This window comes from Actinoallomurus sp. NBC_01490, from assembly GCF_036227085.1.
In the GTDB taxonomy this organism is placed as follows: Bacteria; Actinomycetota; Actinomycetes; order Streptosporangiales; family Streptosporangiaceae; genus Actinoallomurus; species Actinoallomurus oryzae.
The window spans coordinates 625,567-642,887 of the sequence record NZ_CP109433.1; the positions used below are offsets into that span (position 1 = coordinate 625,567).

Here is a 17,321-nt window from a genome sequence, read left to right on the forward strand (position 1 = left end):
GTCCTAAGCGATCTTGTAAATCTCGGCGAGCTTCTCGGCGCCCTGCGCGAGGTCGTCGCCGCTGGCGTGGATGTACCGCGACTGCGTGAACGCGCTGTCGTAGTGCCCCGCCCACTTGCTGATGACCGAGATCGGCACGCCAGCCTTCTCCATGAGACTGAGCGTCGTGTGTCGGCCATCGTGAAGCGTGATCCGGCGCAGCTTCGCCGTCCGGAGGATTCGGCCGAACTCGTCGGAGTACCACTCCGGGTGGACCGGCGCGCCCAGCTCGTCCGTGACCACGTAGCCGCTCGCCTCGTACGCCTCGCCGGCCTCCTCGGCCTCGGCCTGCTGGCGCTTCCGTAGCGCCTTCAGCTCCGCGAGCAGCTCGGCGTCGAGCGGCAGCGTGCGGAACCCGTTCTTCGTCTTAGGCTCCTCGACAACCACCTCATAGTCGACCAACACCCGGGTCTGTGTGACCTTCAGCGTGCCCACCTTCAGGTCAACGTCCGACCAGCGCAGGCCGAGCACCTCGCCGCGACGCAGGCCGTACAGCGACAAGCGCCAGGCCGCCGAGAGCCGGTCTCTCGCGATACTGCGCAGGAACGTACGGACCTCCTCATCCGACCACGGCTCGCGTTCGGCCTGCTTGTAGCTGACCGGCTTCACCAGGGCGACCACGTTCCGCACAAGCTTCCCCTCTTGTACGGCCTGCTCGAATGCCGCCTTGAGTCGGCCGAGGGTGAGGTTGACCGATCGCCCCGACAGGCCCGTTCCCGGCTTCCCGCCGCGCTTCCGTCCGCTGGTGAGCATGAAGTCGACGAGGTCCTCGATGTCGTCCTTGCTGACGCGCTGGGCGGGCTTGTCGCCGAGCTGGTCGCGGACGCACCGGAACGCATCGGCGTAGTTCCGCGCGGTGTTGGCGCGTTTCCCGCGGGTTGCGCCCTTCAGGTAGCTGTCGATGATCTCGTTCACCGTGGCCTTCGACGGCTTGACGTACGTGCCCTCGCTCGACTGGTGACGGATCCGGTCGTACTCCTTCCGGGCCTCGCCCTTCTTGTCGAACGTCATCGTCTTCTGCAGTCGTCGGCCGGTTTCCGGGTCGCGACCGATATCGACGACGAACCGATATCGGACCGAACCGTCTTTCAGCTCGATCCGCTTGATGGGATCTTTCGCCACTTACTCATCCCCCTTCTGTGATGTGGGACTTTCTCCTCGCCGAGCGGCAGGCAAGATGTCGCGACGACGTGCCTCTTTGATCCACCGATGAACGGTGGTGACCGGGACGTCGTTCGCGGCAGCCAGTTCCTTCGCCGGCTGCCTGCCTCGCTCGGCAAGCCACTGGAATCGCTCCGCGACCTCTCGGTAGAAGCTGTCCGGCCTCTTGCGTTCGGCCGGGATTCGGAGCTTGAGCGAGGGGCCGTGATCCTGTCGGGCCTTCTCTGGCCGTTTGGCCCATGGCGAGGTGACGCCAGGCGCCCGCGTCTGGGCGTCGAGATTGAGGAACGGCAGCTCGCCCGATGCCGGCCTGTCCGATCGCTGCGCGAGTCGTCGATTCGCCACGGCCTCGATCCGAGCGAACGGCACCTCCCGGACGAGAGCGGCCGTCACCGCGCCACCACCAGCTCCACCGCGGATGACCGCCTCTCGGACGATTAGCGGCGCAGCGTCGCCCGGGTCGACCGAGTCCCAGTCGACGTTTCCCGCCAGGCCGAAGCGGACGAACACCGCCGCGAACGACTTCTCCACAGCGTCAGAGAAGAACGCCGCCCAGCCGCTACGGGCCCACATGCTGTCGGGTGGCGGGAAGCGGAGCGCCTCGTCGTCGCCGAGCCATACCACGTCGCCGGTCTCACTCATGGGTCAGATGCTAGGCGTTTGTATCTTTTCCGTCTACCTGTGCACGTAAATACGTCTACGTATGCATGCGTGTTACTGTCTAGCCATGGCAACGTCTACGCATGCATGCGCCGACCCTCGCGCATCGCTGGCGGACCGGGTCCGCGCGTCGCGGCTCCCTCCGCCCGACGTACGGCAGCGGATCCGCCGAGAGGCGCGCGTCCCGCTCCGGGAGATGGCGACGCATCTCGAGGTGACTCCGATGACGGTCCTGCGCTGGGAACGCGGCGAGGCCGAACCGCGCATCGACCACGCGATCTCGTACCGCCGTCTCCTTGACGAGCTGGTCCAGGTGATGCGGGAGACGGCATGACCGGGCCCACGCTCGATGAGATCCGGGGCTGGCCGGCGACGGTCGACCCCGCGACCGGCGGCACCGCATTCGGGATCTCGCGCTCGCACAGCTACGAGCTGATCAGGCGCGGGGAGTTCCCGGCCAAGGTCCTGAAGGTCGGCGGCAAGAACCGCGTCGTCACCGCCAGCATCCTCGCGGCCCTCGGAGCCGGTGACACGACGTGAGATGACCGCGCATCGCCGCAGGTCAAAAGCGCAAATCCGCCCGGCATCTGACCCAACGTCAGACGGGCGCCCCCCCGAATCGAGAACGTCATGCCCCCTAAGCGAAGCGGCCCCCGGGTCACCACCCCGCGAGGCCGCCGCGACGAACACATCACCAGCAGCCACAGGGTAGCCCTGCTCGACGACGTGCGTACGCCCGCTCTACGCGCGTGGGCCTCGGCGTGCTGGAGCCTGGCCGAGGCAGGCGTACGGCCGCTGCCGCCCCGCCACGTCGAGCGTGCCCTACGGCGCCGCGGATGGTGGCCGCTGTGACGGACGAACCGGACGTGCCGCTGATCGCCGACATCGCCGCCGAACGGGCGGTGCTCGGCGCTGCGATGCTCTCGCCGAAGGTCGTCGAGCAGGTCGTCGAGATCCTCGACGGCTCCCACGACTTCGTGCGGCCCGCTCACCGGATGATCTGGCAGGCGCTCGTTGACCTGGCGCTCACCGGCCGCCCGACCGATCCCGTGGTGCTGCGCGACGAGATGAGGCGACGAGGCGAGCTGGCACAGGTAGGCGATGGAAGCTACCTCGCCGAGCTGTACCGCGCCGCGCCGGTCGGCGCCGAGGCCGGGTACCACGCGGACATCGTGGCCGCCCTCGGCACACGGCGCCGCGCGCTGGAGGTCGTCGAGCGCGCCCGGCAACGCCTGCAGAACCCGGAGGCGGACGCATCCGAGGTCGTCGGCGACGTCATCGCCGCACTCGACCTCACCGCGCAGGAGCGCGCCGGCGCCCTCGGCGAACCGGAGTTCGTCCTCCTCGACGACTTCCTCGCCATCGAGGACGAGCCGACGCTGTACCGCATCGAGGGACTCTGGCCGGTCGGCGGCCGGGTCGTGGCCGCCGCCCAGTTCAAAGCGGGCAAGACGACGATGCGCGACAATCTCGTGCGCGCCCTCGTCGACAAGGAGGAATTCCTCAGCGCCTTCACGGTCACACCGCCGGATGGCCGCGTCGTCATCATCGACAACGAGCTCGACGAGCGCATGCTCCGCCGCTGGCTTCGGGACCAGGACATCGCGAACGCGCGACAGGTGGCCGTGCTGTCCCTGCGCGGCCGCGTCGCTACCTTTGATCCGCGCGACCGCGCCGGCCGGGCCCGCTGGGCGAGGAAGCTCCGCGCCATCGACGCGAGCGTGGTCATCCTCGACTGCCTTCGGCCCGTCCTCGACGCCCTCGGCCTGAGCGAGGACAAGGACGCCGGGCAGTTTCTCGTCGCGTTCGATGCCCTGCTCGACGAGGCCGGCGTGTCCGAGGCGCTCGTGAATCACCACATGGGCCACAACGGCGAACGCTCGCGCGGAGACAGCCGGATCCTCGACTGGCCAGACGTGACCTGGCGCCTCGTGCGCGAGAAGGGCGAGGACGGCGAGACGCTCGCCGATGCCCGCCGCTACTTCGCCGCGTACGGCCGCGACGTCGACGTGCCCGAGGGTCTGCTGACGTTCGACCGGGCCACGCGACGCCTCATCCTGTCGGGCGGGACGCGCCGTGAGACCGCGGCCGACGCCGCGATCCCGGACATCATCGCGTACCTCCGACAGACCCCAGGCGCGTCCGGGCGCGCGATCGAGCAAGCACTTAGCCCACATCCGCACAAGCGGGCCGACATCCGAACGGCACTCCGGCGGGCGATCACGCAGGGCCAGATCGACACGACGGACGGCCCCCAGCGGAAGATCATGCACTTCGTCGCGGAGCCTCCGAAATGAGTGCGCCGACCATGATGACCTGCGAAAACTTCGATCTGGAGCCAGTGCGCCGGGCCGATTGCGGATCTCCGGTCATGCGTGAGCCTCTGACCAGCCAAAACGTGATGCCTGCCACCAGTGCGCCGAGTGCGCCGAGAGTGCGCCAGCGCACTAGTGATGAGTGCGCCAGTGCGCCTATAGGGCGCACGGCGCACACACACCCTGAAGACGGCCAGTGCGCCGCGGCGCACTCAGACCATCAGGGGGCGCTCGATGATCCCCGATGACCTCGCCGCGGACGTCCGGGCCGCGATCGACGAGCGGCTCGCCGCGCTCCTCGCCGATGCCGGCCGCCGCCGTGAGGCCCAGCGCGCCGGCCGTGTCCGCCGGGCCGCGGCTCGTACGGCCGGACTACGCCAGCGGCACGCCGCGAAGCTCGCGCGTCTGCGGAAGGCCGAGACGTCATGAGCCGCGCCGAGAAGCTCGCCGCCGTCGCTCTGCTCGCCTCCACCCTCGCCGTGCCATACCTCGCCGCGCGAGCCGTGGCGGAACCTCCCACGGTGACGGCGGTCGCCGTGCGGCCCACAGACCCCATGGAAACCCCTACGGATGGAGCGACCCCATGAAAGCCTCACGGACTCAGTGCACGGCGACCACGCGGGGCGGGAGCCGGTGCCGGATGTTCGCGATGCCCGGCGCCACGGTGTGCCGACTTCACGGCGGCCTGGCCCCCCAGGTTCAGCGCAAGGCGGCCGAGCGCGTCATCGAGGAGCATGCCCGCCAGGTCGCCAAGGCGTACGCGGTGGAGCACATCGACATCTCCGACCCCATCGGCGCCTTGATGCAACTCGCCGCCGAGGTGGTCGGCTTCAAGAACTTCATCGCCGAGCGCGTCACCGAGCTTCGCACCGAGGAGTGGCGGTACGGCACGCTCGGCGGCGAGCAGCTCCGCGCCGAGGTCGCGGTGTACGAACGGGCGATGGACCGCGCAGGCCGGCTGCTCGTCGACATCAACCGGCTCGGCCTGGAGGAACGCCAGGTGCGCATCGCCGAGCAGCAGGGCGAACTGCTGGCCACCGTAGTCATGGCCGCTCTCGACGAGATCGGCCTGACGGGCGAGCAGCTCACGCGGGCGTACGAGGTCATCCCCCGGCGCCTTCGCGCGATCGATGGGGGCGCGTGAGACGACGTGAGAAGGCCGAACATCTCCGCTGGTCAGCGTGACGTCAGGCGGTCGCATCGGATCGAGTGTCAGATGCGAACGCCATGAGTACGGCGCTCGATGAGGGCGGCGGCGTCGTGCTGTCCGCGCTCGATTGCCTAATGCTCGACCGGCCCCTGCGCGAGCTGCTCGCCGCCGCGACTGTGCGGAACGGAGCACCGCCGCGCGAGCTGGAGGCGATCGTTACGGACGTGCATCGCGTCGCGCGGCGCGTCCGAACGCGGACACCATCGGCCCAGCCTACGGAAGCGCGCGGACATGCGGACGCGGCTGATTCGCCCGGCCTGCCATCTTCGCTGGCGTCGGATGAGTGGCTGACCTCGCAGGAGGCCGCGGAGGTGCTCAAGGTGTCGGACCGTCAGGTGCGAAGGCTGGTAGGCGCAGGGGTGCTGCACGGCACGCGCCGGGCCGGTAGAGGCGCGTGGCTGATCTCGGCGGACAGCACGGCGGCGATGCTGGCGGCCAGGACGGAAGGGGTCGCGTAGTGGCGACCAGAGCAGAACGCCGCGCTGAACTGTTGCAGCAGGCGGCGACGTACCGAACCACGGCCGTGCAGGTGCACGATGCGGCCCTGTCCGCGACGTATCAGCGGATGGCGGCCGACGCCGAGCGGAAGGCCGAACAGCTCGCACCGCGGGCATCCGGCGCGCCGGTCACTCGTCGTACGGTCTGGAAGGGGATCAATGGCAACGGTTGAGGACGTGCCGGCCGAACACCGGCACCTGGCCGAGCGGATGCCCGCCGACCTTCGTAAGCGGATGGATCCCGCCGAGCTTCGGCTACGCCTCGCCGAGGTGGCGCAGCTGCGCGAGCGGGTCGGCGACATGCCGGACCCGGAAACCGCCGGCGGCCTGGCGGCGCACGCCGAAGCGATGCTCAAGGCGCTTCCCTTCACCGAGCTCGAGGAGCGCTGCCGTCAGCTCACGCAGGGTGCGATGACCGCCGCCACGACCGTCGATCGCACGGGACACATGCAGGCCCTGACGAAGCTTCGGGAGGAGAACCCGCAGCCGCGTGTCATGGCGCAGGCGGCGCGCCTGGCCGATGCACAGCACGGCCTCGGGCATCTCGCGGTGAGCGACAACGCCACGCATCAACAGCTCGCCACCGCGGCGCAGATGATCCGTCTGCAGCGAGCCGCGATCTCGCAGGGCAACCCGCCCGGCGCGACGCCGACATCGAGGCCCGCCAAGCGTGCGGACCCGGCGCGCGAGCGGCACGAGTTCGCGAACGTCACAAAGGGCGGCGAGCCCGAGACTGTGCCGATGCTGCTCAAAGCCGCCGACGCCCGGCCGCGAGACGCCAGCGCACAGAAGATGACGCGCGCGGACATCGTGAAGGCGGTCGATCAGGCCGTGGCCGACTACGCCGAGGGGCTCGACATCCAACTCTCCGCGCTGGCCGCCGAGATCGCCAAGACCCGCGCTGAGCAGGCCGGGCGTACCAGCACGATGGGCGCGCCCATCACGAACAAGATGAGGAAGGCACAGACGTGATGCTGACTGCGATGCACACCGCATCCCCGGACGGGGCGGCCATGACCATCTGGCGCGAGCGGCCGAACACACTGCACGACATCGGCGTCCCGACGCGGCTACTCATCCGCCGCGCGGACGGCACCGATGGCGCCTTGTCCGCCGCTGGCCTGGTCGCCATCATCGAGGCGGCCAGCGGTTACCTGTCGAGCCTTACGCCAACGGCCCGCGACGAGATCGCCGTCCCGGCCGTCCCGGCCGCCCCGGGCGACGCCGACGACCTCGCCGTGGCGCTGGCCGACGTCCTGGCCGCGGACGGCAACGTGATCACGGACCCGGCCTCATGAGCGCGGACCTGACCAAGCGGCGTGACAAGCTCGCGCGCCAGCTCGGCAAGCTGGAGGACCGCGGCGCGAAGATCGCCGCCGACCTGCGGGACGTGACCGAGGCGTGGCAGCGGGCCGTGGAAGACGGTTCGGACACCAAGCGACACGCGGACAAGCGCCGGGCCCTGGCGCTCGATCTGGAGGACGTCAACGCCGAGGCCGCCCAGGTGCGCGGCTGGCTCACCGACGTCAACGCGGAGCTGGAGGCGATCGCCGAACGCACCCGGCGTGAGCAGGAGTTCGTCGCCGAGTCCGAGCGGTACGCCGCGGACGTCGCACGTCTGGCCGAGGTGCGGATGTACACGCCGCACTTCCGCAAGGCCGCCGCCGAGGTGCTGCGGATCGCTCAGCGGGTCTCCGCGCAGATGAGGGAGTCCGCGCGGCTCGACCGGGAACTACCGGACCGCCAGGATCGCTTGCGTACGCTCGCCGAGCAGCTCGGCGTCGACTGGAGGCCGCCGCCGCTTCCTCAGCCGCCGGCCGACCTCGAACGCCCGTCGGACTACATCGCCCGAGCGATGTTCGCCGCGGCGAACAGGAGCGCCGCGGATGTCGCCGAGGAGCTCGGCAAGGCTGCCGGCTGGGAGCAGTAACCAGCGGGACTAAGCATCTGACCATTCATCCGATGCCCGCTCATCGTGTCCGGCTGACCTGCTGCGATGGGCGGGCATCCCACGCTCTCTCACGCGTTAAGGCCGCGGCCCCGGATCCTCCCGCACGGAGTCCGGGGCCGCGGCGTCTTTGTGCCCAGCCTCGGACCAGGCTGGGGAGGGTGGCGGCTTTCGTGTCCAGGATCAGGCCGCCGCGAGACGGTATCGCGCCCAGTTCCGGGCGACATCCGTCAGCCGCGCCGAATGCGGGCTCGCCGACGTCGACCGCGTCTTGCGGCCCCACAAGCCGAGCACGGTTGCCGCGAACGCCGTCACCGCGTCCGTCGGCGCTGCCTGCCACGCGGGCACCTGGCACGCCCACGCTTCCGCATCCTTGGGCGAGTGCCCGGCCGCGATGAGCCGGATCACCATGAACGCCGGATCTACCCAACGTGCGCCCCGGGAAGCCCACGCCCAGTCGATGACCGTTACGGCGCCATCCTCGATGAGGAGGTTTCCGGCCTGGAGGTCCGTGTGCAGGAGTGCATCACCGTCAATCTGGGCGTGCGCTGCCGCCTCCAATGCGGCGAGGCGCGACAAATTCTCCCGCTCCCACGAGTCCAGGCCGTCAGGCGGGCTCTGAAGGTAGCGCTGCCAGACCGGCAGCCGGGCCCAGCGCGCCGCGAGGCTGCGGTTGGCCATGCCGGACAGGGGCAACTTCCCCAGCGCGCTCACGGCGTCCGCGACGGGCGTCAGATCAGCGGAACCGGGGGACAGGTCCGGGTGCCGTCCGGGCGCGTGCTCGAAGCCCAGCAGCAGCCAGCCGCCCGCCTCGACCTGCCACAGCAGCGCCGGGGCGATGCCGCGCGGCAGCAGGCGATTTACGGCCGCCTCGTTGCGGTGCATCCACGCCCCCGGCTGGTCGGCGCGGATGCCCTTGCAGAACACGGCGCCGTCGGCCAGGTGCAGCGTCGCGGTGAACTCCGAGCTGACGCCCATCGCCGGCGTCTCGGCCTTGATGACCGGTTCGCCGCACTGCTGCTCGACCGCATCGCGTACGGCTTCCGGTAGGGCGTCCCATTCGTATCGGGTCATGGCGTTCCTCGCTGGGTAGGGGGCGGCCCCAGGTCGCCGAGCATATGACCTGGGGCCGCGTCGAGGGTGGATGTCACTTCGGGCTGTCGGTGCACCCGGCGTGACACTGCGAGCAGTTCACGGCGTGCGCCTTCCACAGCTCCTCGTCGACCGGGATGTTCGCCGCGCGCATCGCGTCGAGCGTCGCGGCGATCGACCCGTACTTGCCGACCGTCTCATCGGCGTCGTCGGTCGGGTTGTGGTGGATGAACCGGCCCGCGACCCGCTCGCAGAACTCGGCGTACTCCTTGGTGTGGAGGATGAAGGTGTGCCAGCCGACGTCGACGGCCGGGGACGGGCCGAGACCGGCGCCCGGGTTGAGCGCGCAGGCCTTCAAGAACGCGAGCGCCTCGGCCATGATGCGCTCGGCCGTCGCCTGGTCGAACGCCTCGTCCTTGACGATGCGCCGCACCAGCCGATCGAACAGGTCCCGGGGGATCAGATCCCGGGGGGTGACGGCCGTTGCCGTCGTGTCGAAGGTTACGGTCATGGCTCCTCCTCAGAGAGCCTCGGGGTACGGCTCGGCTGCCGTACCGCTGACCGCAGGCCCGGAAGTCCCGCAAACTCCCGGGCCTGCGGCGTCTGGACCTCGGCCGGGGAGGTGTCGCCGGCCGGGGCGATCGGGGGTGCCGGGCGCATGTCGGCGTCTACGGAGCGCGTGAATCGCCCCTCTTCCGCCTTGGCGTCCGTTCTCGCGGTCATGAAACAAACTCGGCCGTTCCCGCGCGGTGGCTTTGACGCCCGGCACCGGGTCTGGTGGATATGGCCGCCGGGCGGGCAGGTGCGTCGAGGGACGAGCACCCGCCCGGCGGCCGGGCTACGTGCGCCGGGTGCCGGCGCCGTCGCCCCTTCCCCCCTCATCCCGCCCGGCAGGGGGACCGCCGGGGCGGGGGCCATCGGTGCCCTCGGGCGTCTGGCCGAGGATCGCCATCGCGTCGGCGTACTGCTCGGGAGAGGCCGCACCACAGGTGCCGGAATTGGTCATGGCTGGCCGCCACGGATCAGCGCCTGGGCGATCCGCTCGACCACCCCGCCGATGTCGTCCTCCGCACCGATGAGCTCGGTGTCTGGAACACCGTCGACGGGGCCTGGCAGGACGAGATACCAGCTCAACGCCAGCTCCCCGGACGAGGCGGGGGCGAGCTGCACGCGGCGCGTCTGCGCCGGCGCGACCGTGCTCGCGGCCGCTCGGACGTCGAGACTCCAGAGCATCACGTCGACCGTGACGACCGTGAAGCCATGCGCGATGAGGGCTGTCTCCAGCTCGTGCAAGCGGGCGGCCACCTGTCGGCGAACGTCCGCGATCGGGTCGGTTTTTGCGTGCACCGCCCGCCTCCGATGTCTGTTGCGTTTGGACTACAGCCAGTGAAGTGCTGCGAAACGAGCCGCGACAGGGGACAATCCGGAGCACGACGGAGCACGAGAGAGTGCTCTGAAATGCTCGGCAAGGGTGCACGCAACATGACTGCCGACGTTCGTAAGGTGTGGGTCGACCGCATCCGGGAGGAGCGCAAGGCGCGGGGCTGGGACAAGCCCGAGATGGCGCACCAGCTCGCGCTCGCTGCCGGCGAGGCCCGCAGCAGTCTCCCAAGTCACGAGAGCCTGCTGTCGTACGTCAAGCGCTGGGAGCGCGGCGACGTGGAGCAGATCAGCGAGCGCTATCGGCTCCTGTACGCCCGCGCGTTTGGGATCGCCGAAGAGACGATCTTCGGAGAAGACGAGGACGAGGTGGACCGTCGGGGGTTCGTAGGGTCGTCGCTGGCCGCAACGTTCGCTCTCGCCGTACCGGCCGGCGTTGACACCGCATCCGGCCGCCGCATCGGCGCCGACACCGTGGCACGGCTGCGCCGTCGCACGGCCCGACTACGGCGCCTTGACGACGTCCTGGGCGGCGCCGACACCTATCGGATCTACCTCGCCGAGCTGAAGGCGACGAGCTCACTGGCTGACGAGGCGAGCTATACCGACGCGACCGGCCGTGCGCTGATGGCGGTCATCGCCGAGCAGGCGCAACAGGCCGGGTGGTCGGCCTTCGATGCCGGGTGGCACCCGCTCGCGCACCGGCATTTCATGGACAGCCTGACCGCGGCCTCCGATGCGGGCGACACGTCACTGATCGCGAATGCGCTGGCGTATCTGGCGTACCAGAAGGTCAGCACCGGCCAGCCGGGCACCGGCGAGGCGGACGCCTCATGCCGCGTCGCTGACAGCAGCGACACGCCGCAGACGGTCCGGGCCCTGCTGTACGAGCGGGCAGCCTGGGCGCACGCGGTCGCCGGCGAGGCTGCCGCCGCCGATGCGGCGCTGGAGCGCGCCCAGGGCGCTCTCGCAGACGGCGGGCGCATGGCGAGCGAGCCGGACTGGGCGGGGTGGGTCGACCGGACGGAACTGGAGATCATGTCCGGCCGCTGCTGGAGCACCTTGGGTGACCACGTCCGCGCCGTACCGGCGTTGACGCACGCCCTGGGGAACTACGACGACACGCATGCCCGGGACAAGGCGTTGTACCTGACGTGGCTGGCCGATGCTCACCTCGACGCGGGAGAGGTCGAGCAGGCCGCGGCCGTCACCGGCCGGGCCCTCGCGCTGTGCGCCGACGTCTCATCGGTGCGCCCCCAGCGGCGCATCACGGACACGCTCCAACGACTCCGGCCACACGGCGCGGTGTCGGGCGTCGCCGACGTCATCGAGCAGGCGGAGGAACTCCTCAGGAGGTCGCCCGGGTCACCCAGTCCAGGTATGCCGCCGAGCCGCCGAGAGGCGTGAAAGACACTTCCGGGTTGTCCCACGGGTGCGCCTCGATCAGGTGCGCCTCCAGCTCGGGATAGCGATCCTTGGTCGTCTTCAGGGTGACGGCCCATTCCTCGCCGTTGCCGAACTCGCCGAGATGCCAGAACGCCGTGACCGCGGGGCCTGTCACCTGCCCGCCGGCGGCGAGCCGCGCCTTGACCGCCGAGTTCAGCAGCTCAACCGCCGCCTCGCGCGTCGGCGCCGCGGTTGATACCTGTACGTGATCCGTCATGCGCGGCAGCGTAGCGGGCCGTAGGATCGACCTGCGTGCACCAAAGACGCCCCGCACAGTCTTCTCGATCGGCGGGGCGTCTCTCATCGTGAGGCGCGCTGTCTGACCTCTTGTCAGGTGCCCGCCTCTCACGGCTTTCTGACGTGCATCGATGCGAGGCCGTCTCACGTCATCGCACAGGGCCCAACATGACAGCGCCCCGCGCGGTCGCGGTGACCGGCGGGGCGTCTCGTCGTGCGGGGCTACTGCACGAGGTGCAGGTGTCGCCCTTCACTCGTGCGCGTGACGGCGATCGCAGCCTTGATCCTCGACACGAGTCGAGTGGCCTCGGCGGCGAGCTCCTCGGCGTCCTGCAACATCTCGTTCAGTTCCTGCAGCCGCTCGCCCCGCATCATGACCGTTCTCCGTCCCGTGCGGCCTTCAGCGCCGCGAGCGACGCCTGCCCGCGGACCAGGTCGAGCAGGCCCCGGACGGCCGCCTGCAGGGCGCCGTACCGCTCCCAGATCTCGAAGTCGTCCGGGCGGCTGGCCGCGCACTCCTCCAGCGTCCGGCGCGCGGTCGAAATCGCGGGGTCCTCCCCGTCGAAACGCGGCCGGGCGAAGACGCGTTCGTAGAAGCCGGCCATCAGCGCACTCCCGTCAGGTAGTCGAGCGTGATCTCCAGCTCGAAGTCGGAGACGCGGGCGACGACACAGCGCAGCAGCTCGGCCGCCCAGTTCTCGACGCGCTGCCGGTCGGTCATCCACGGGACGAACGCGGCGAACAGATCCCACGGGTCGGGGTAGTCGTCCAGGCCGGTGAGGTAGTCGGCGAGGGCGACCAGGCCGGCGCGCAGGGCCGGGTTGGTGCCGGGGTGCGGCGCGCTGGGCGCGATGCGCAGCGGCGCCTCGGCGAGGTACGTAAGCTGAGTCATCGAGTCGGACCTCCAGTGTCCGGCGAGGCCCCGGATCACGGTGTTGGCGCACCGCCGGGGCCGTTCTGTTGGTGGGTCAGGCCGCCGCGAGGATTACGGCGACGCGGTGGAAGCAGACGAAGCGGGCCTTCAGGCCGGCCGGGCAGTTGCACGCCTCCGGCGCGGTCAGGTAGGTCCGCTCGCCGTCGCTGCTGACGGTGCGGCAGACGCGGCCCCGGAGCGGGACGACGCCGCCCTGCTCGATCAGCTCGCGGGCCTTGGCCACGGTCGCCGCCTTGAAGCCGGCTGCGGCCTTCTCCTGCCGCTCCCGGCGCTCGCAGGTGCGGCCACGGCTGCGGGCGATGCTGGCAGCGGAGCGGAGGGTGCGACCGCAGCGGAGGCAGCGGACGAACGGCGTAGCATCCCCAGTTTCGATTCGCATTGCACCTGCTCCAATCCCCTTTGTGGATAGCCACAGACTACCGTGTGGCTATCCACATCACAAGAGGTCTGCGATGATTTGTGGATAGCCACTTTCGAGAGGAGGACCTGTGAGCGGCGACGGCGACCGGCACAAGCACAAGGCGCGCGGCATCCGCGTACCGGACGAGCGCTGGGAGCAGGCCAAACAGAAGGCCGAGGAAGAAGGCGTGACCCTCCAGGACGTCGTTAACGAGTGCCTCGAAAAGTTCATCAAGCGGCCGAAGAGGAAGTAGCCGAGCCCCCCGCGCCTGCTCAGGGCCGGGGGGCTCGGGTACACCTCTACCGTCCGGCGGGTACAGGCTCTCGCTCGGCGAGTACGTCGAGGTACGCCCGTACCTGACGCGCTCTGGGCTGGCCGATCTTCATCCGCCGCTTGATCGTCCGAATAGACGGCACCTCGCCGCGGCCGAGCTCCTCGGCGAACTCCTCGGCGGCGCGCGCCTCGTACGGATCCGGGTCGGGTACGCCTCCGGGTACATGCACCTCGGCCTCGGGTACGGGCTCACCCCTGAGCCACGCCAGAAGCGCCGCCGGGGTGTCGTCGATCTCCTCGGCCGGGGCAAGGTCTTCCGGCGCCACAGCGAGCGCGAGCGGCTCGGCCACTTCCCGGACCTGGGAACTGGCCTCGTCCGCCTGGGCGACGTAGCGGTGAAGCGTCCGCAGCAGCACGAGCAGACCGACCATGGCCGCGAGCGGCGGCACGGCCGCGGTCGCCCGGTAGCTGAACGCGTGCACCTTGATGTGCCCCACGTTGAACACCAGCGACGCGCCCCAGCCCGACGCGGCCACGAGCGCGGGCACGAGCAGGTCCGCCCACGCCATGAACGACCGGCGCAACCGGTGGCCGTCGATCGCGAGGAGGAACAGGCCCAGCTCGCCAACGGCGATGAACAGGTCGACCATCAGCGGGAAGCTGTCGGCCTTCCAGCCGTGCAGGCCGTGCTCGACGGCCCAGCCGTACAGGCCGGCGTACGACTGCGCGAAGCCGTCCCCGGTGGCCACCAGGACCGCGACGCCCATCAAGGCGACGACGATGTACCGGGCGGTGGTGCGTGCGGTCATCGGGCCCCCTCGCGGCTCAGGGCGCATGCCTCGTCCCAGGTCCGGTATCCGGCCGCCGGGTGCTCGGTGAGCTTCTCGCGCAGGTACGCCAGCGTCCACGCCGCGTCCCTGCCGGGGTCGTCGCGGAGCGTGCGCAGCGAGACGACCAGCTGCATGAGCCGCTGATCGAGGATCTTCTGTCGGGTCTCGTCGTCGCCGGCGGTCGCGGCGTACGGGATATCGATGGCGTCGAGCACGACGTCGAGCACCTCGCGAGCCAGATCACTCATCGGCGTGCCCCCGTCCCCGGCACGGCCGTGCCGCTCGCGGGCGCCGGGTGGCGCGGGCCGAGCTGGAGGTAGTCGGTGTGCGCGAGCCGGATGGCGAGCAGGCCGGCGGCCGTCACGGCGACGTACACGAGGATCCAGAACACGCACCGGCGCCACAGGCGCGAGCGACGGTGCGGCGGCGGGACAGGCGTAGGGGACGGCGGCCAGTCGTCGCCGTAGTCCATGAAGTAGGTCACGAATGCGCTCCAGCGTCCGAGGCCCGGCCGGCGTCGTGCTCGGGCGGGCCGTCTCACGCCCGTCTCACACATGTCTCACAGACGGTGCGGACGGGCCCGACTGGAGACGTCTCGTGCGGACGTCTCCCGGACACTGACCTGCGCTCACGGACTGAGCGGACTTTGGAGGACTTCCCGTATCCCTCTACGGATCAGAAGGTTGGGGGTTCGAATCCCTCCGGCTGCGCCCAGGTCAAAGGCCCCTCGCAAGATTGCGAGGGGCCTTTTTGCTAACGGGTTTGCTAACAGGGACCGTCCTACATCACCTAGATCGTTGATGGGATTTGTGTGTGTGCTGGTCAGTGGTCCCTACCGTTGAAGCATCCGGCCCGGCATAGGGTTCGGATGCCCCAGGAGGGGCGGGTGTGGCTTTCAGTGGTCTGCCCATCGGTGGCTTCCTGCGACTCGCCGCCCGTTCCTCCGTGACGGACTCGGCCTCTGATTGAGAGTTGCGAGCGCATCGCTGTGTTGGGACCTGACGGCGAGGTCGTCTGTGGGCAGGATCGGAACCACACCACCGTGGGAGGCATGGGTTGGAACGCGCGTGGGCCGGCGTCGACATCGGCCGGGAGCACCATCACGTCGCTGTGGTCGAACGTTGTCTACGTGCCTGGGATGACCGTCAACCGGGCCGCTGAGGGGTATCGGGGGGCGGGTAAGACCGATGCCAAGGACGCGCTGATCATCGCTGACCGGGCCCGGATGCGCCGCGACCTGACGGTGCTGGACGCCGATGACGAACTCATCGTCGAGCTGCGGCTGCTGGTGGCCCGCCGCCGGGACCTGGCCGCCGACCGCACCCGCGCGGTCAACCGGCTGCACGACCAGGTGCCGGCCATCTGCCCGGCATTGCAGCGTGCCGTGGACCTGACCAACCGCGGTCCGCTGGTGCTGCCGACCGGTTTCCAGACACCCGCCTCGCTGCGCGAGATCGGTGTTGCCGGTCTGACCGAATGGCTGCGTGCCCGCAGGATCCGCGGCGTCGCCGCACTGGCCGTCAAAGCGGTCACCGCTGCGGAGTCCCAGATGAGGGCGCTTCCTGGCGAGCAGATGGCCGCACGTCTGGTGGCCCAGCTCGCCGAGGGGGTGATCACCCTCACCGAGCAGATCAAAGACATCGACCAGCTCATCGAGGACCGGTTTCACCGCCGCCCCTCCGCCGAGGTGATCACCAGCCTGCCGGGCATCGGTGTCCTGCTCGGTGCCGAGTTCCTGGCCGCCACCGGCGGTGACATGGACCGGTTCGGCTCGGCCGACAAGCTGGCCGGCTTCGCCGGCGTCACACCCGTGCCCCGCGACTCCGGCCGCGTCCACGGGAACCTGCACCGGCCCCAGCGCTACAACCGCGCGCTGCAACGGGTGTTCTACACCTCCGCGCTGATCAGCGTCCGCTGTTGCCCGGACTCCCGGCGCTTCTACGACCGCGAACGCGCCGAGGGTAAACGCCATACCCAGGCCGTACTCGCCCTGGCCAGACGCCGCGTCAACGTCTTGTGGGCCCTGCTGCGCGATGGACGCGTCTACCAACTCACGCCCCCACTCGCCGCTGCGGCTTGACAACGTCATTGAGAGTCGTAGGCGATCAGGGAGCGTTTGACGGGGGCGTCTATCAGCCAGTTGTGCCAGACCGCGGTGTTGAGGGCGAGGATGTGCTGGCTGAGGCGGGCCCATAGGCCTTCGGTGGTGCGGGCGTTGTGGCGTTCGAAGCCGAGCTGGTTCTTCAGTGTCCCGATGATCGCTTCGATCCGTTGGCGCAGCCAGGCGGGGAACACCTTCACCTTTGAGGTGGGTTCGTCGTCGCGTTGCGGGCGGATCAGCACATGCCCGAGCTTGGCGGCGGCTTTTTCGATGCCGGCTCCGGCGAAGCCTTTGTCGCACACCACCGGGCAGGAGCCATCGGCGATCGGGTGAACGTGCAGCAGGTGCAGGGCCTGTTTGCGTTCGTCGAGTTCTTTGGGGTTGGCCAGGCGGAAGGCCGTCACGACTGCTTCGGCGGTGGTGATGAGCATGAGTTCGGCGCCCCAGTAGAAGGCGTGGTGGGAGGTGCCGCGGCCGTAGGCGGCGATCTCATCCATCTGCGAGCGGTCGACGGTGACACGTGAGGCGCCACACCGCACCGCTGTGCCGTCCATCAGCCGCGACTTCTCATGCCAGGTCGGGATCTGGCGGGCCAGGCCTAGTGCGACCTGGGACATGGTCGGGCCCAGAGCGCGCAGGTGCCGGTTGTATTCGGACTGGCAAGGCAGGCGCGGGAACAGGTGACCAATCCGGGCTGGTGCCAGACGCAGCCGGCGGCGTTCATCATCACAACGCAGCAGCACCTGCGCGATCGCGACACAGACCAGTTCCGCGTCGGTCAGAACGCGGGGGGTGAGA

General features: G+C 69.8%; 28 protein-coding genes and 2 pseudogenes. 14 read left to right on the top strand and 16 right to left on the bottom strand.

Annotated elements, in window-relative coordinates; translation table 11 throughout:
* Positions 1 to 3: 3 nt before the first annotated feature.
* Both OG417_RS03220 and OG417_RS03225 read right to left on the bottom strand, forming a co-directional pair.
* A complete protein-coding gene (locus tag OG417_RS03220) occupies positions 4 to 1,161 on the bottom strand; it encodes a tyrosine-type recombinase/integrase (RefSeq protein WP_329249482.1) in 1,158 nt (385 codons plus the stop codon).
* Positions 1,162 to 1,842 (bottom strand): hypothetical protein, encoded by a 681-nt coding sequence (locus OG417_RS03225; protein ID WP_329249486.1) that lies wholly within the window; start codon positions 1,840 to 1,842, stop codon positions 1,162 to 1,164. It abuts the gene before it with no gap.
* A gap of 85 nt (positions 1,843 to 1,927) precedes the next feature.
* Here OG417_RS03225 and OG417_RS03230 point away from each other — a divergent pair, with 85 nt between their 5' ends.
* The 11 genes from OG417_RS03230 to OG417_RS03280 all read left to right on the top strand — a co-directional run bounded on the left by OG417_RS03230 (position 1,928) and on the right by OG417_RS03280 (position 7,812).
* Positions 1,928 to 2,194, top strand: a complete 267-nt coding sequence (locus OG417_RS03230) for a helix-turn-helix domain-containing protein (RefSeq protein ID WP_329249489.1) — start codon at positions 1,928 to 1,930, stop codon at positions 2,192 to 2,194.
* The gene (locus OG417_RS03235) at positions 2,191 to 2,400 is read left to right on the top strand and encodes a DNA-binding protein (protein ID WP_329249493.1); all 210 of its coding nucleotides are present in this window, start codon (positions 2,191 to 2,193) and stop codon (positions 2,398 to 2,400) included. The genes OG417_RS03230 and OG417_RS03235 overlap by 4 nt, the downstream gene beginning before the upstream one ends.
* A 90-nt stretch (positions 2,401 to 2,490) precedes the next feature.
* Positions 2,491 to 2,712 (top strand): hypothetical protein, encoded by a 222-nt coding sequence (locus tag OG417_RS03240; protein WP_329249495.1) that lies wholly within the window; start codon positions 2,491 to 2,493, stop codon positions 2,710 to 2,712.
* Positions 2,709 to 4,157, top strand: a complete 1,449-nt coding sequence (locus tag OG417_RS03245; protein WP_329249498.1) for a DnaB-like helicase N-terminal domain-containing protein — start codon at positions 2,709 to 2,711, stop codon at positions 4,155 to 4,157. Before OG417_RS03240 ends, OG417_RS03245 begins: the two co-directional genes overlap by 4 nt.
* 252 nt (positions 4,158 to 4,409) lie before the next feature.
* On the top strand, positions 4,410 to 4,604 hold the full coding sequence (locus tag OG417_RS03250; RefSeq protein ID WP_329249500.1) for a hypothetical protein: 195 nt from the start codon (positions 4,410 to 4,412) through the stop codon (positions 4,602 to 4,604).
* A 154-nt stretch (positions 4,605 to 4,758) separates the two neighbouring features.
* Positions 4,759 to 5,319, top strand: coding sequence for an HGGxSTG domain-containing protein (locus OG417_RS03255; RefSeq protein WP_329249503.1), 561 nt, complete (start codon positions 4,759 to 4,761; stop codon positions 5,317 to 5,319).
* 83 nt (positions 5,320 to 5,402) lie between these two features.
* Entirely contained in the window at positions 5,403 to 5,843 is a 441-nt protein-coding gene (locus tag OG417_RS03260; RefSeq protein ID WP_329249505.1) for a helix-turn-helix domain-containing protein, read from the top strand.
* Entirely contained in the window at positions 5,843 to 6,055 is a 213-nt protein-coding gene (locus OG417_RS03265) for a hypothetical protein (RefSeq protein ID WP_329249507.1), read from the top strand. The genes OG417_RS03260 and OG417_RS03265 overlap by 1 nt, the downstream gene beginning before the upstream one ends.
* Positions 6,042 to 6,854, top strand: coding sequence for a hypothetical protein (locus tag OG417_RS03270; protein WP_329249509.1), 813 nt, complete (start codon positions 6,042 to 6,044; stop codon positions 6,852 to 6,854). Before OG417_RS03265 ends, OG417_RS03270 begins: the two co-directional genes overlap by 14 nt.
* Before the next feature lie 11 nt (positions 6,855 to 6,865).
* Positions 6,866 to 7,180, top strand: coding sequence for a hypothetical protein (locus OG417_RS03275; protein WP_329249512.1), 315 nt, complete (start codon positions 6,866 to 6,868; stop codon positions 7,178 to 7,180).
* Positions 7,177 to 7,812 (top strand): hypothetical protein, encoded by a 636-nt coding sequence (locus tag OG417_RS03280; protein ID WP_329249514.1) that lies wholly within the window; start codon positions 7,177 to 7,179, stop codon positions 7,810 to 7,812. The genes OG417_RS03275 and OG417_RS03280 overlap by 4 nt, the downstream gene beginning before the upstream one ends.
* 201 nt (positions 7,813 to 8,013) lie before the next feature.
* Here the strand turns inward: OG417_RS03280 and OG417_RS03285 are convergent, their stop codons facing one another.
* The 4 genes from OG417_RS03285 to OG417_RS03300 all read right to left on the bottom strand — a co-directional run bounded on the left by OG417_RS03285 (position 8,014) and on the right by OG417_RS03300 (position 10,215).
* Entirely contained in the window at positions 8,014 to 8,904 is an 891-nt protein-coding gene (locus OG417_RS03285) for a hypothetical protein (RefSeq protein WP_329249516.1), read from the bottom strand.
* A 73-nt stretch (positions 8,905 to 8,977) separates the two neighbouring features.
* Positions 8,978 to 9,433, bottom strand: a complete 456-nt coding sequence (locus OG417_RS03290) for a glycine-rich domain-containing protein (protein WP_329249519.1) — start codon at positions 9,431 to 9,433, stop codon at positions 8,978 to 8,980.
* 327 nt (positions 9,434 to 9,760) lie between these two features.
* Complete coding sequence (locus OG417_RS03295; RefSeq protein ID WP_329249522.1) at positions 9,761 to 9,928, bottom strand: hypothetical protein; 168 nt, start codon at positions 9,926 to 9,928, stop codon at positions 9,761 to 9,763.
* Positions 9,925 to 10,215 (bottom strand): hypothetical protein, encoded by a 291-nt coding sequence (locus OG417_RS03300; protein ID WP_329249524.1) that lies wholly within the window; start codon positions 10,213 to 10,215, stop codon positions 9,925 to 9,927. The genes OG417_RS03295 and OG417_RS03300 overlap by 4 nt, the downstream gene beginning before the upstream one ends.
* A gap of 189 nt (positions 10,216 to 10,404) precedes the next feature.
* Here OG417_RS03300 and OG417_RS03305 point away from each other — a divergent pair, with 189 nt between their 5' ends.
* Positions 10,405 to 11,709 carry a helix-turn-helix domain-containing protein gene (locus OG417_RS03305; protein WP_329249527.1) on the top strand — a complete coding sequence of 435 codons (1,305 nt, stop codon included), beginning with the start codon at positions 10,405 to 10,407 and terminating at the stop codon, positions 11,707 to 11,709.
* On the opposite strand, the gene cutA is transcribed toward OG417_RS03305, so the two are convergent.
* The 6 genes and pseudogenes from cutA to OG417_RS54195 all read right to left on the bottom strand — a co-directional run.
* A complete protein-coding gene (gene cutA, locus OG417_RS03310) occupies positions 11,651 to 11,965 on the bottom strand; it encodes a divalent-cation tolerance protein CutA (RefSeq protein ID WP_329249530.1) in 315 nt (104 codons plus the stop codon). The two genes, OG417_RS03305 and cutA, sit on opposite strands and share 59 nt — an antisense overlap.
* A 242-nt stretch (positions 11,966 to 12,207) precedes the next feature.
* Positions 12,208 to 12,360, bottom strand: a complete 153-nt coding sequence (locus OG417_RS03315; protein ID WP_329249532.1) for a hypothetical protein — start codon at positions 12,358 to 12,360, stop codon at positions 12,208 to 12,210.
* Positions 12,357 to 12,590, bottom strand: a complete 234-nt coding sequence (locus OG417_RS03320) for a hypothetical protein (RefSeq protein WP_329249534.1) — start codon at positions 12,588 to 12,590, stop codon at positions 12,357 to 12,359. The genes OG417_RS03315 and OG417_RS03320 overlap by 4 nt, the downstream gene beginning before the upstream one ends.
* Complete coding sequence (locus OG417_RS03325) at positions 12,590 to 12,877, bottom strand: hypothetical protein (protein WP_329249537.1); 288 nt, start codon at positions 12,875 to 12,877, stop codon at positions 12,590 to 12,592. Before OG417_RS03325 ends, OG417_RS03320 begins: the two co-directional genes overlap by 1 nt.
* A 76-nt stretch (positions 12,878 to 12,953) precedes the next feature.
* The gene (locus OG417_RS03330) at positions 12,954 to 13,142 is read right to left on the bottom strand and encodes a hypothetical protein (protein ID WP_329249540.1); all 189 of its coding nucleotides are present in this window, start codon (positions 13,140 to 13,142) and stop codon (positions 12,954 to 12,956) included.
* A gap of 51 nt (positions 13,143 to 13,193) precedes the next feature.
* Positions 13,194 to 13,298: pseudogene (locus OG417_RS54195) on the bottom strand (DUF6011 domain-containing protein); the annotation flags it as partial.
* 109 nt (positions 13,299 to 13,407) lie between these two features.
* On the opposite strand from OG417_RS54195, the gene OG417_RS03335 reads away from it, so the two are divergent.
* Positions 13,408 to 13,572 (top strand): hypothetical protein, encoded by a 165-nt coding sequence (locus OG417_RS03335; RefSeq protein ID WP_329249543.1) that lies wholly within the window; start codon positions 13,408 to 13,410, stop codon positions 13,570 to 13,572.
* A 46-nt stretch (positions 13,573 to 13,618) separates the two neighbouring features.
* Here OG417_RS03335 and OG417_RS03340 read toward each other — a convergent pair whose 3' ends face one another.
* From OG417_RS03340 to OG417_RS03350, 3 genes are read right to left on the bottom strand one after another with little or no spacing between them, the layout of a single operon-like run.
* Positions 13,619 to 14,401, bottom strand: coding sequence for a DUF2637 domain-containing protein (locus tag OG417_RS03340; RefSeq protein WP_329249547.1), 783 nt, complete (start codon positions 14,399 to 14,401; stop codon positions 13,619 to 13,621).
* Entirely contained in the window at positions 14,398 to 14,670 is a 273-nt protein-coding gene (locus OG417_RS03345; RefSeq protein ID WP_329249551.1) for a hypothetical protein, read from the bottom strand. The genes OG417_RS03340 and OG417_RS03345 overlap by 4 nt, the downstream gene beginning before the upstream one ends.
* Positions 14,667 to 14,906, bottom strand: a complete 240-nt coding sequence (locus tag OG417_RS03350) for a hypothetical protein (RefSeq protein ID WP_329249555.1) — start codon at positions 14,904 to 14,906, stop codon at positions 14,667 to 14,669. Before OG417_RS03350 ends, OG417_RS03345 begins: the two co-directional genes overlap by 4 nt.
* A gap of 567 nt (positions 14,907 to 15,473) precedes the next feature.
* Here OG417_RS03350 and OG417_RS03355 point away from each other — a divergent pair.
* Positions 15,474 to 16,502, top strand: coding sequence for an IS110 family transposase (locus OG417_RS03355; RefSeq protein ID WP_329249558.1), 1,029 nt, complete (start codon positions 15,474 to 15,476; stop codon positions 16,500 to 16,502).
* Between the two features lie 5 nt (positions 16,503 to 16,507).
* Here OG417_RS03355 and OG417_RS03360 read toward each other — a convergent pair.
* Positions 16,508 to 17,311: pseudogene (locus OG417_RS03360) on the bottom strand (transposase); the annotation flags it as partial.
* Positions 17,312 to 17,321 lie beyond the last annotated feature (10 nt).

Coding starts and splice junctions, on each gene's coding strand:
- OG417_RS03225 (WP_329249486.1), bottom strand. CDS start 1,842: ATGAGTGAGACCGGCGACGTGGTATGGCTCGGCGACGACGAGGCGCTC.
- OG417_RS03230 (WP_329249489.1), top strand. CDS start 1,928: ATGGCAACGTCTACGCATGCATGCGCCGACCCTCGCGCATCGCTGGCG.
- OG417_RS03235 (WP_329249493.1), top strand. CDS start 2,191: ATGACCGGGCCCACGCTCGATGAGATCCGGGGCTGGCCGGCGACGGTC.
- OG417_RS03240 (WP_329249495.1), top strand. CDS start 2,491: ATGCCCCCTAAGCGAAGCGGCCCCCGGGTCACCACCCCGCGAGGCCGC.
- OG417_RS03250 (WP_329249500.1), top strand. CDS start 4,410: ATGATCCCCGATGACCTCGCCGCGGACGTCCGGGCCGCGATCGACGAG.
- OG417_RS03255 (WP_329249503.1), top strand. CDS start 4,759: ATGAAAGCCTCACGGACTCAGTGCACGGCGACCACGCGGGGCGGGAGC.
- OG417_RS03260 (WP_329249505.1), top strand. CDS start 5,403: ATGAGTACGGCGCTCGATGAGGGCGGCGGCGTCGTGCTGTCCGCGCTC.
- OG417_RS03270 (WP_329249509.1), top strand. CDS start 6,042: ATGGCAACGGTTGAGGACGTGCCGGCCGAACACCGGCACCTGGCCGAG.
- OG417_RS03275 (WP_329249512.1), top strand. CDS start 6,866: ATGCACACCGCATCCCCGGACGGGGCGGCCATGACCATCTGGCGCGAG.
- OG417_RS03280 (WP_329249514.1), top strand. CDS start 7,177: ATGAGCGCGGACCTGACCAAGCGGCGTGACAAGCTCGCGCGCCAGCTC.
- OG417_RS03285 (WP_329249516.1), bottom strand. CDS start 8,904: ATGACCCGATACGAATGGGACGCCCTACCGGAAGCCGTACGCGATGCG.
- OG417_RS03290 (WP_329249519.1), bottom strand. CDS start 9,433: ATGACCGTAACCTTCGACACGACGGCAACGGCCGTCACCCCCCGGGAT.
- OG417_RS03295 (WP_329249522.1), bottom strand. CDS start 9,928: ATGACCAATTCCGGCACCTGTGGTGCGGCCTCTCCCGAGCAGTACGCC.
- OG417_RS03305 (WP_329249527.1), top strand. CDS start 10,405: ATGACTGCCGACGTTCGTAAGGTGTGGGTCGACCGCATCCGGGAGGAG.
- cutA (WP_329249530.1), bottom strand. CDS start 11,965: ATGACGGATCACGTACAGGTATCAACCGCGGCGCCGACGCGCGAGGCG.
- OG417_RS03315 (WP_329249532.1), bottom strand. CDS start 12,360: ATGATGCGGGGCGAGCGGCTGCAGGAACTGAACGAGATGTTGCAGGAC.
- OG417_RS03320 (WP_329249534.1), bottom strand. CDS start 12,590: ATGGCCGGCTTCTACGAACGCGTCTTCGCCCGGCCGCGTTTCGACGGG.
- OG417_RS03325 (WP_329249537.1), bottom strand. CDS start 12,877: ATGACTCAGCTTACGTACCTCGCCGAGGCGCCGCTGCGCATCGCGCCC.
- OG417_RS03340 (WP_329249547.1), bottom strand. CDS start 14,401: ATGACCGCACGCACCACCGCCCGGTACATCGTCGTCGCCTTGATGGGC.
- OG417_RS03345 (WP_329249551.1), bottom strand. CDS start 14,670: ATGAGTGATCTGGCTCGCGAGGTGCTCGACGTCGTGCTCGACGCCATC.
- OG417_RS03355 (WP_329249558.1), top strand. CDS start 15,474: ATGGGTTGGAACGCGCGTGGGCCGGCGTCGACATCGGCCGGGAGCACC.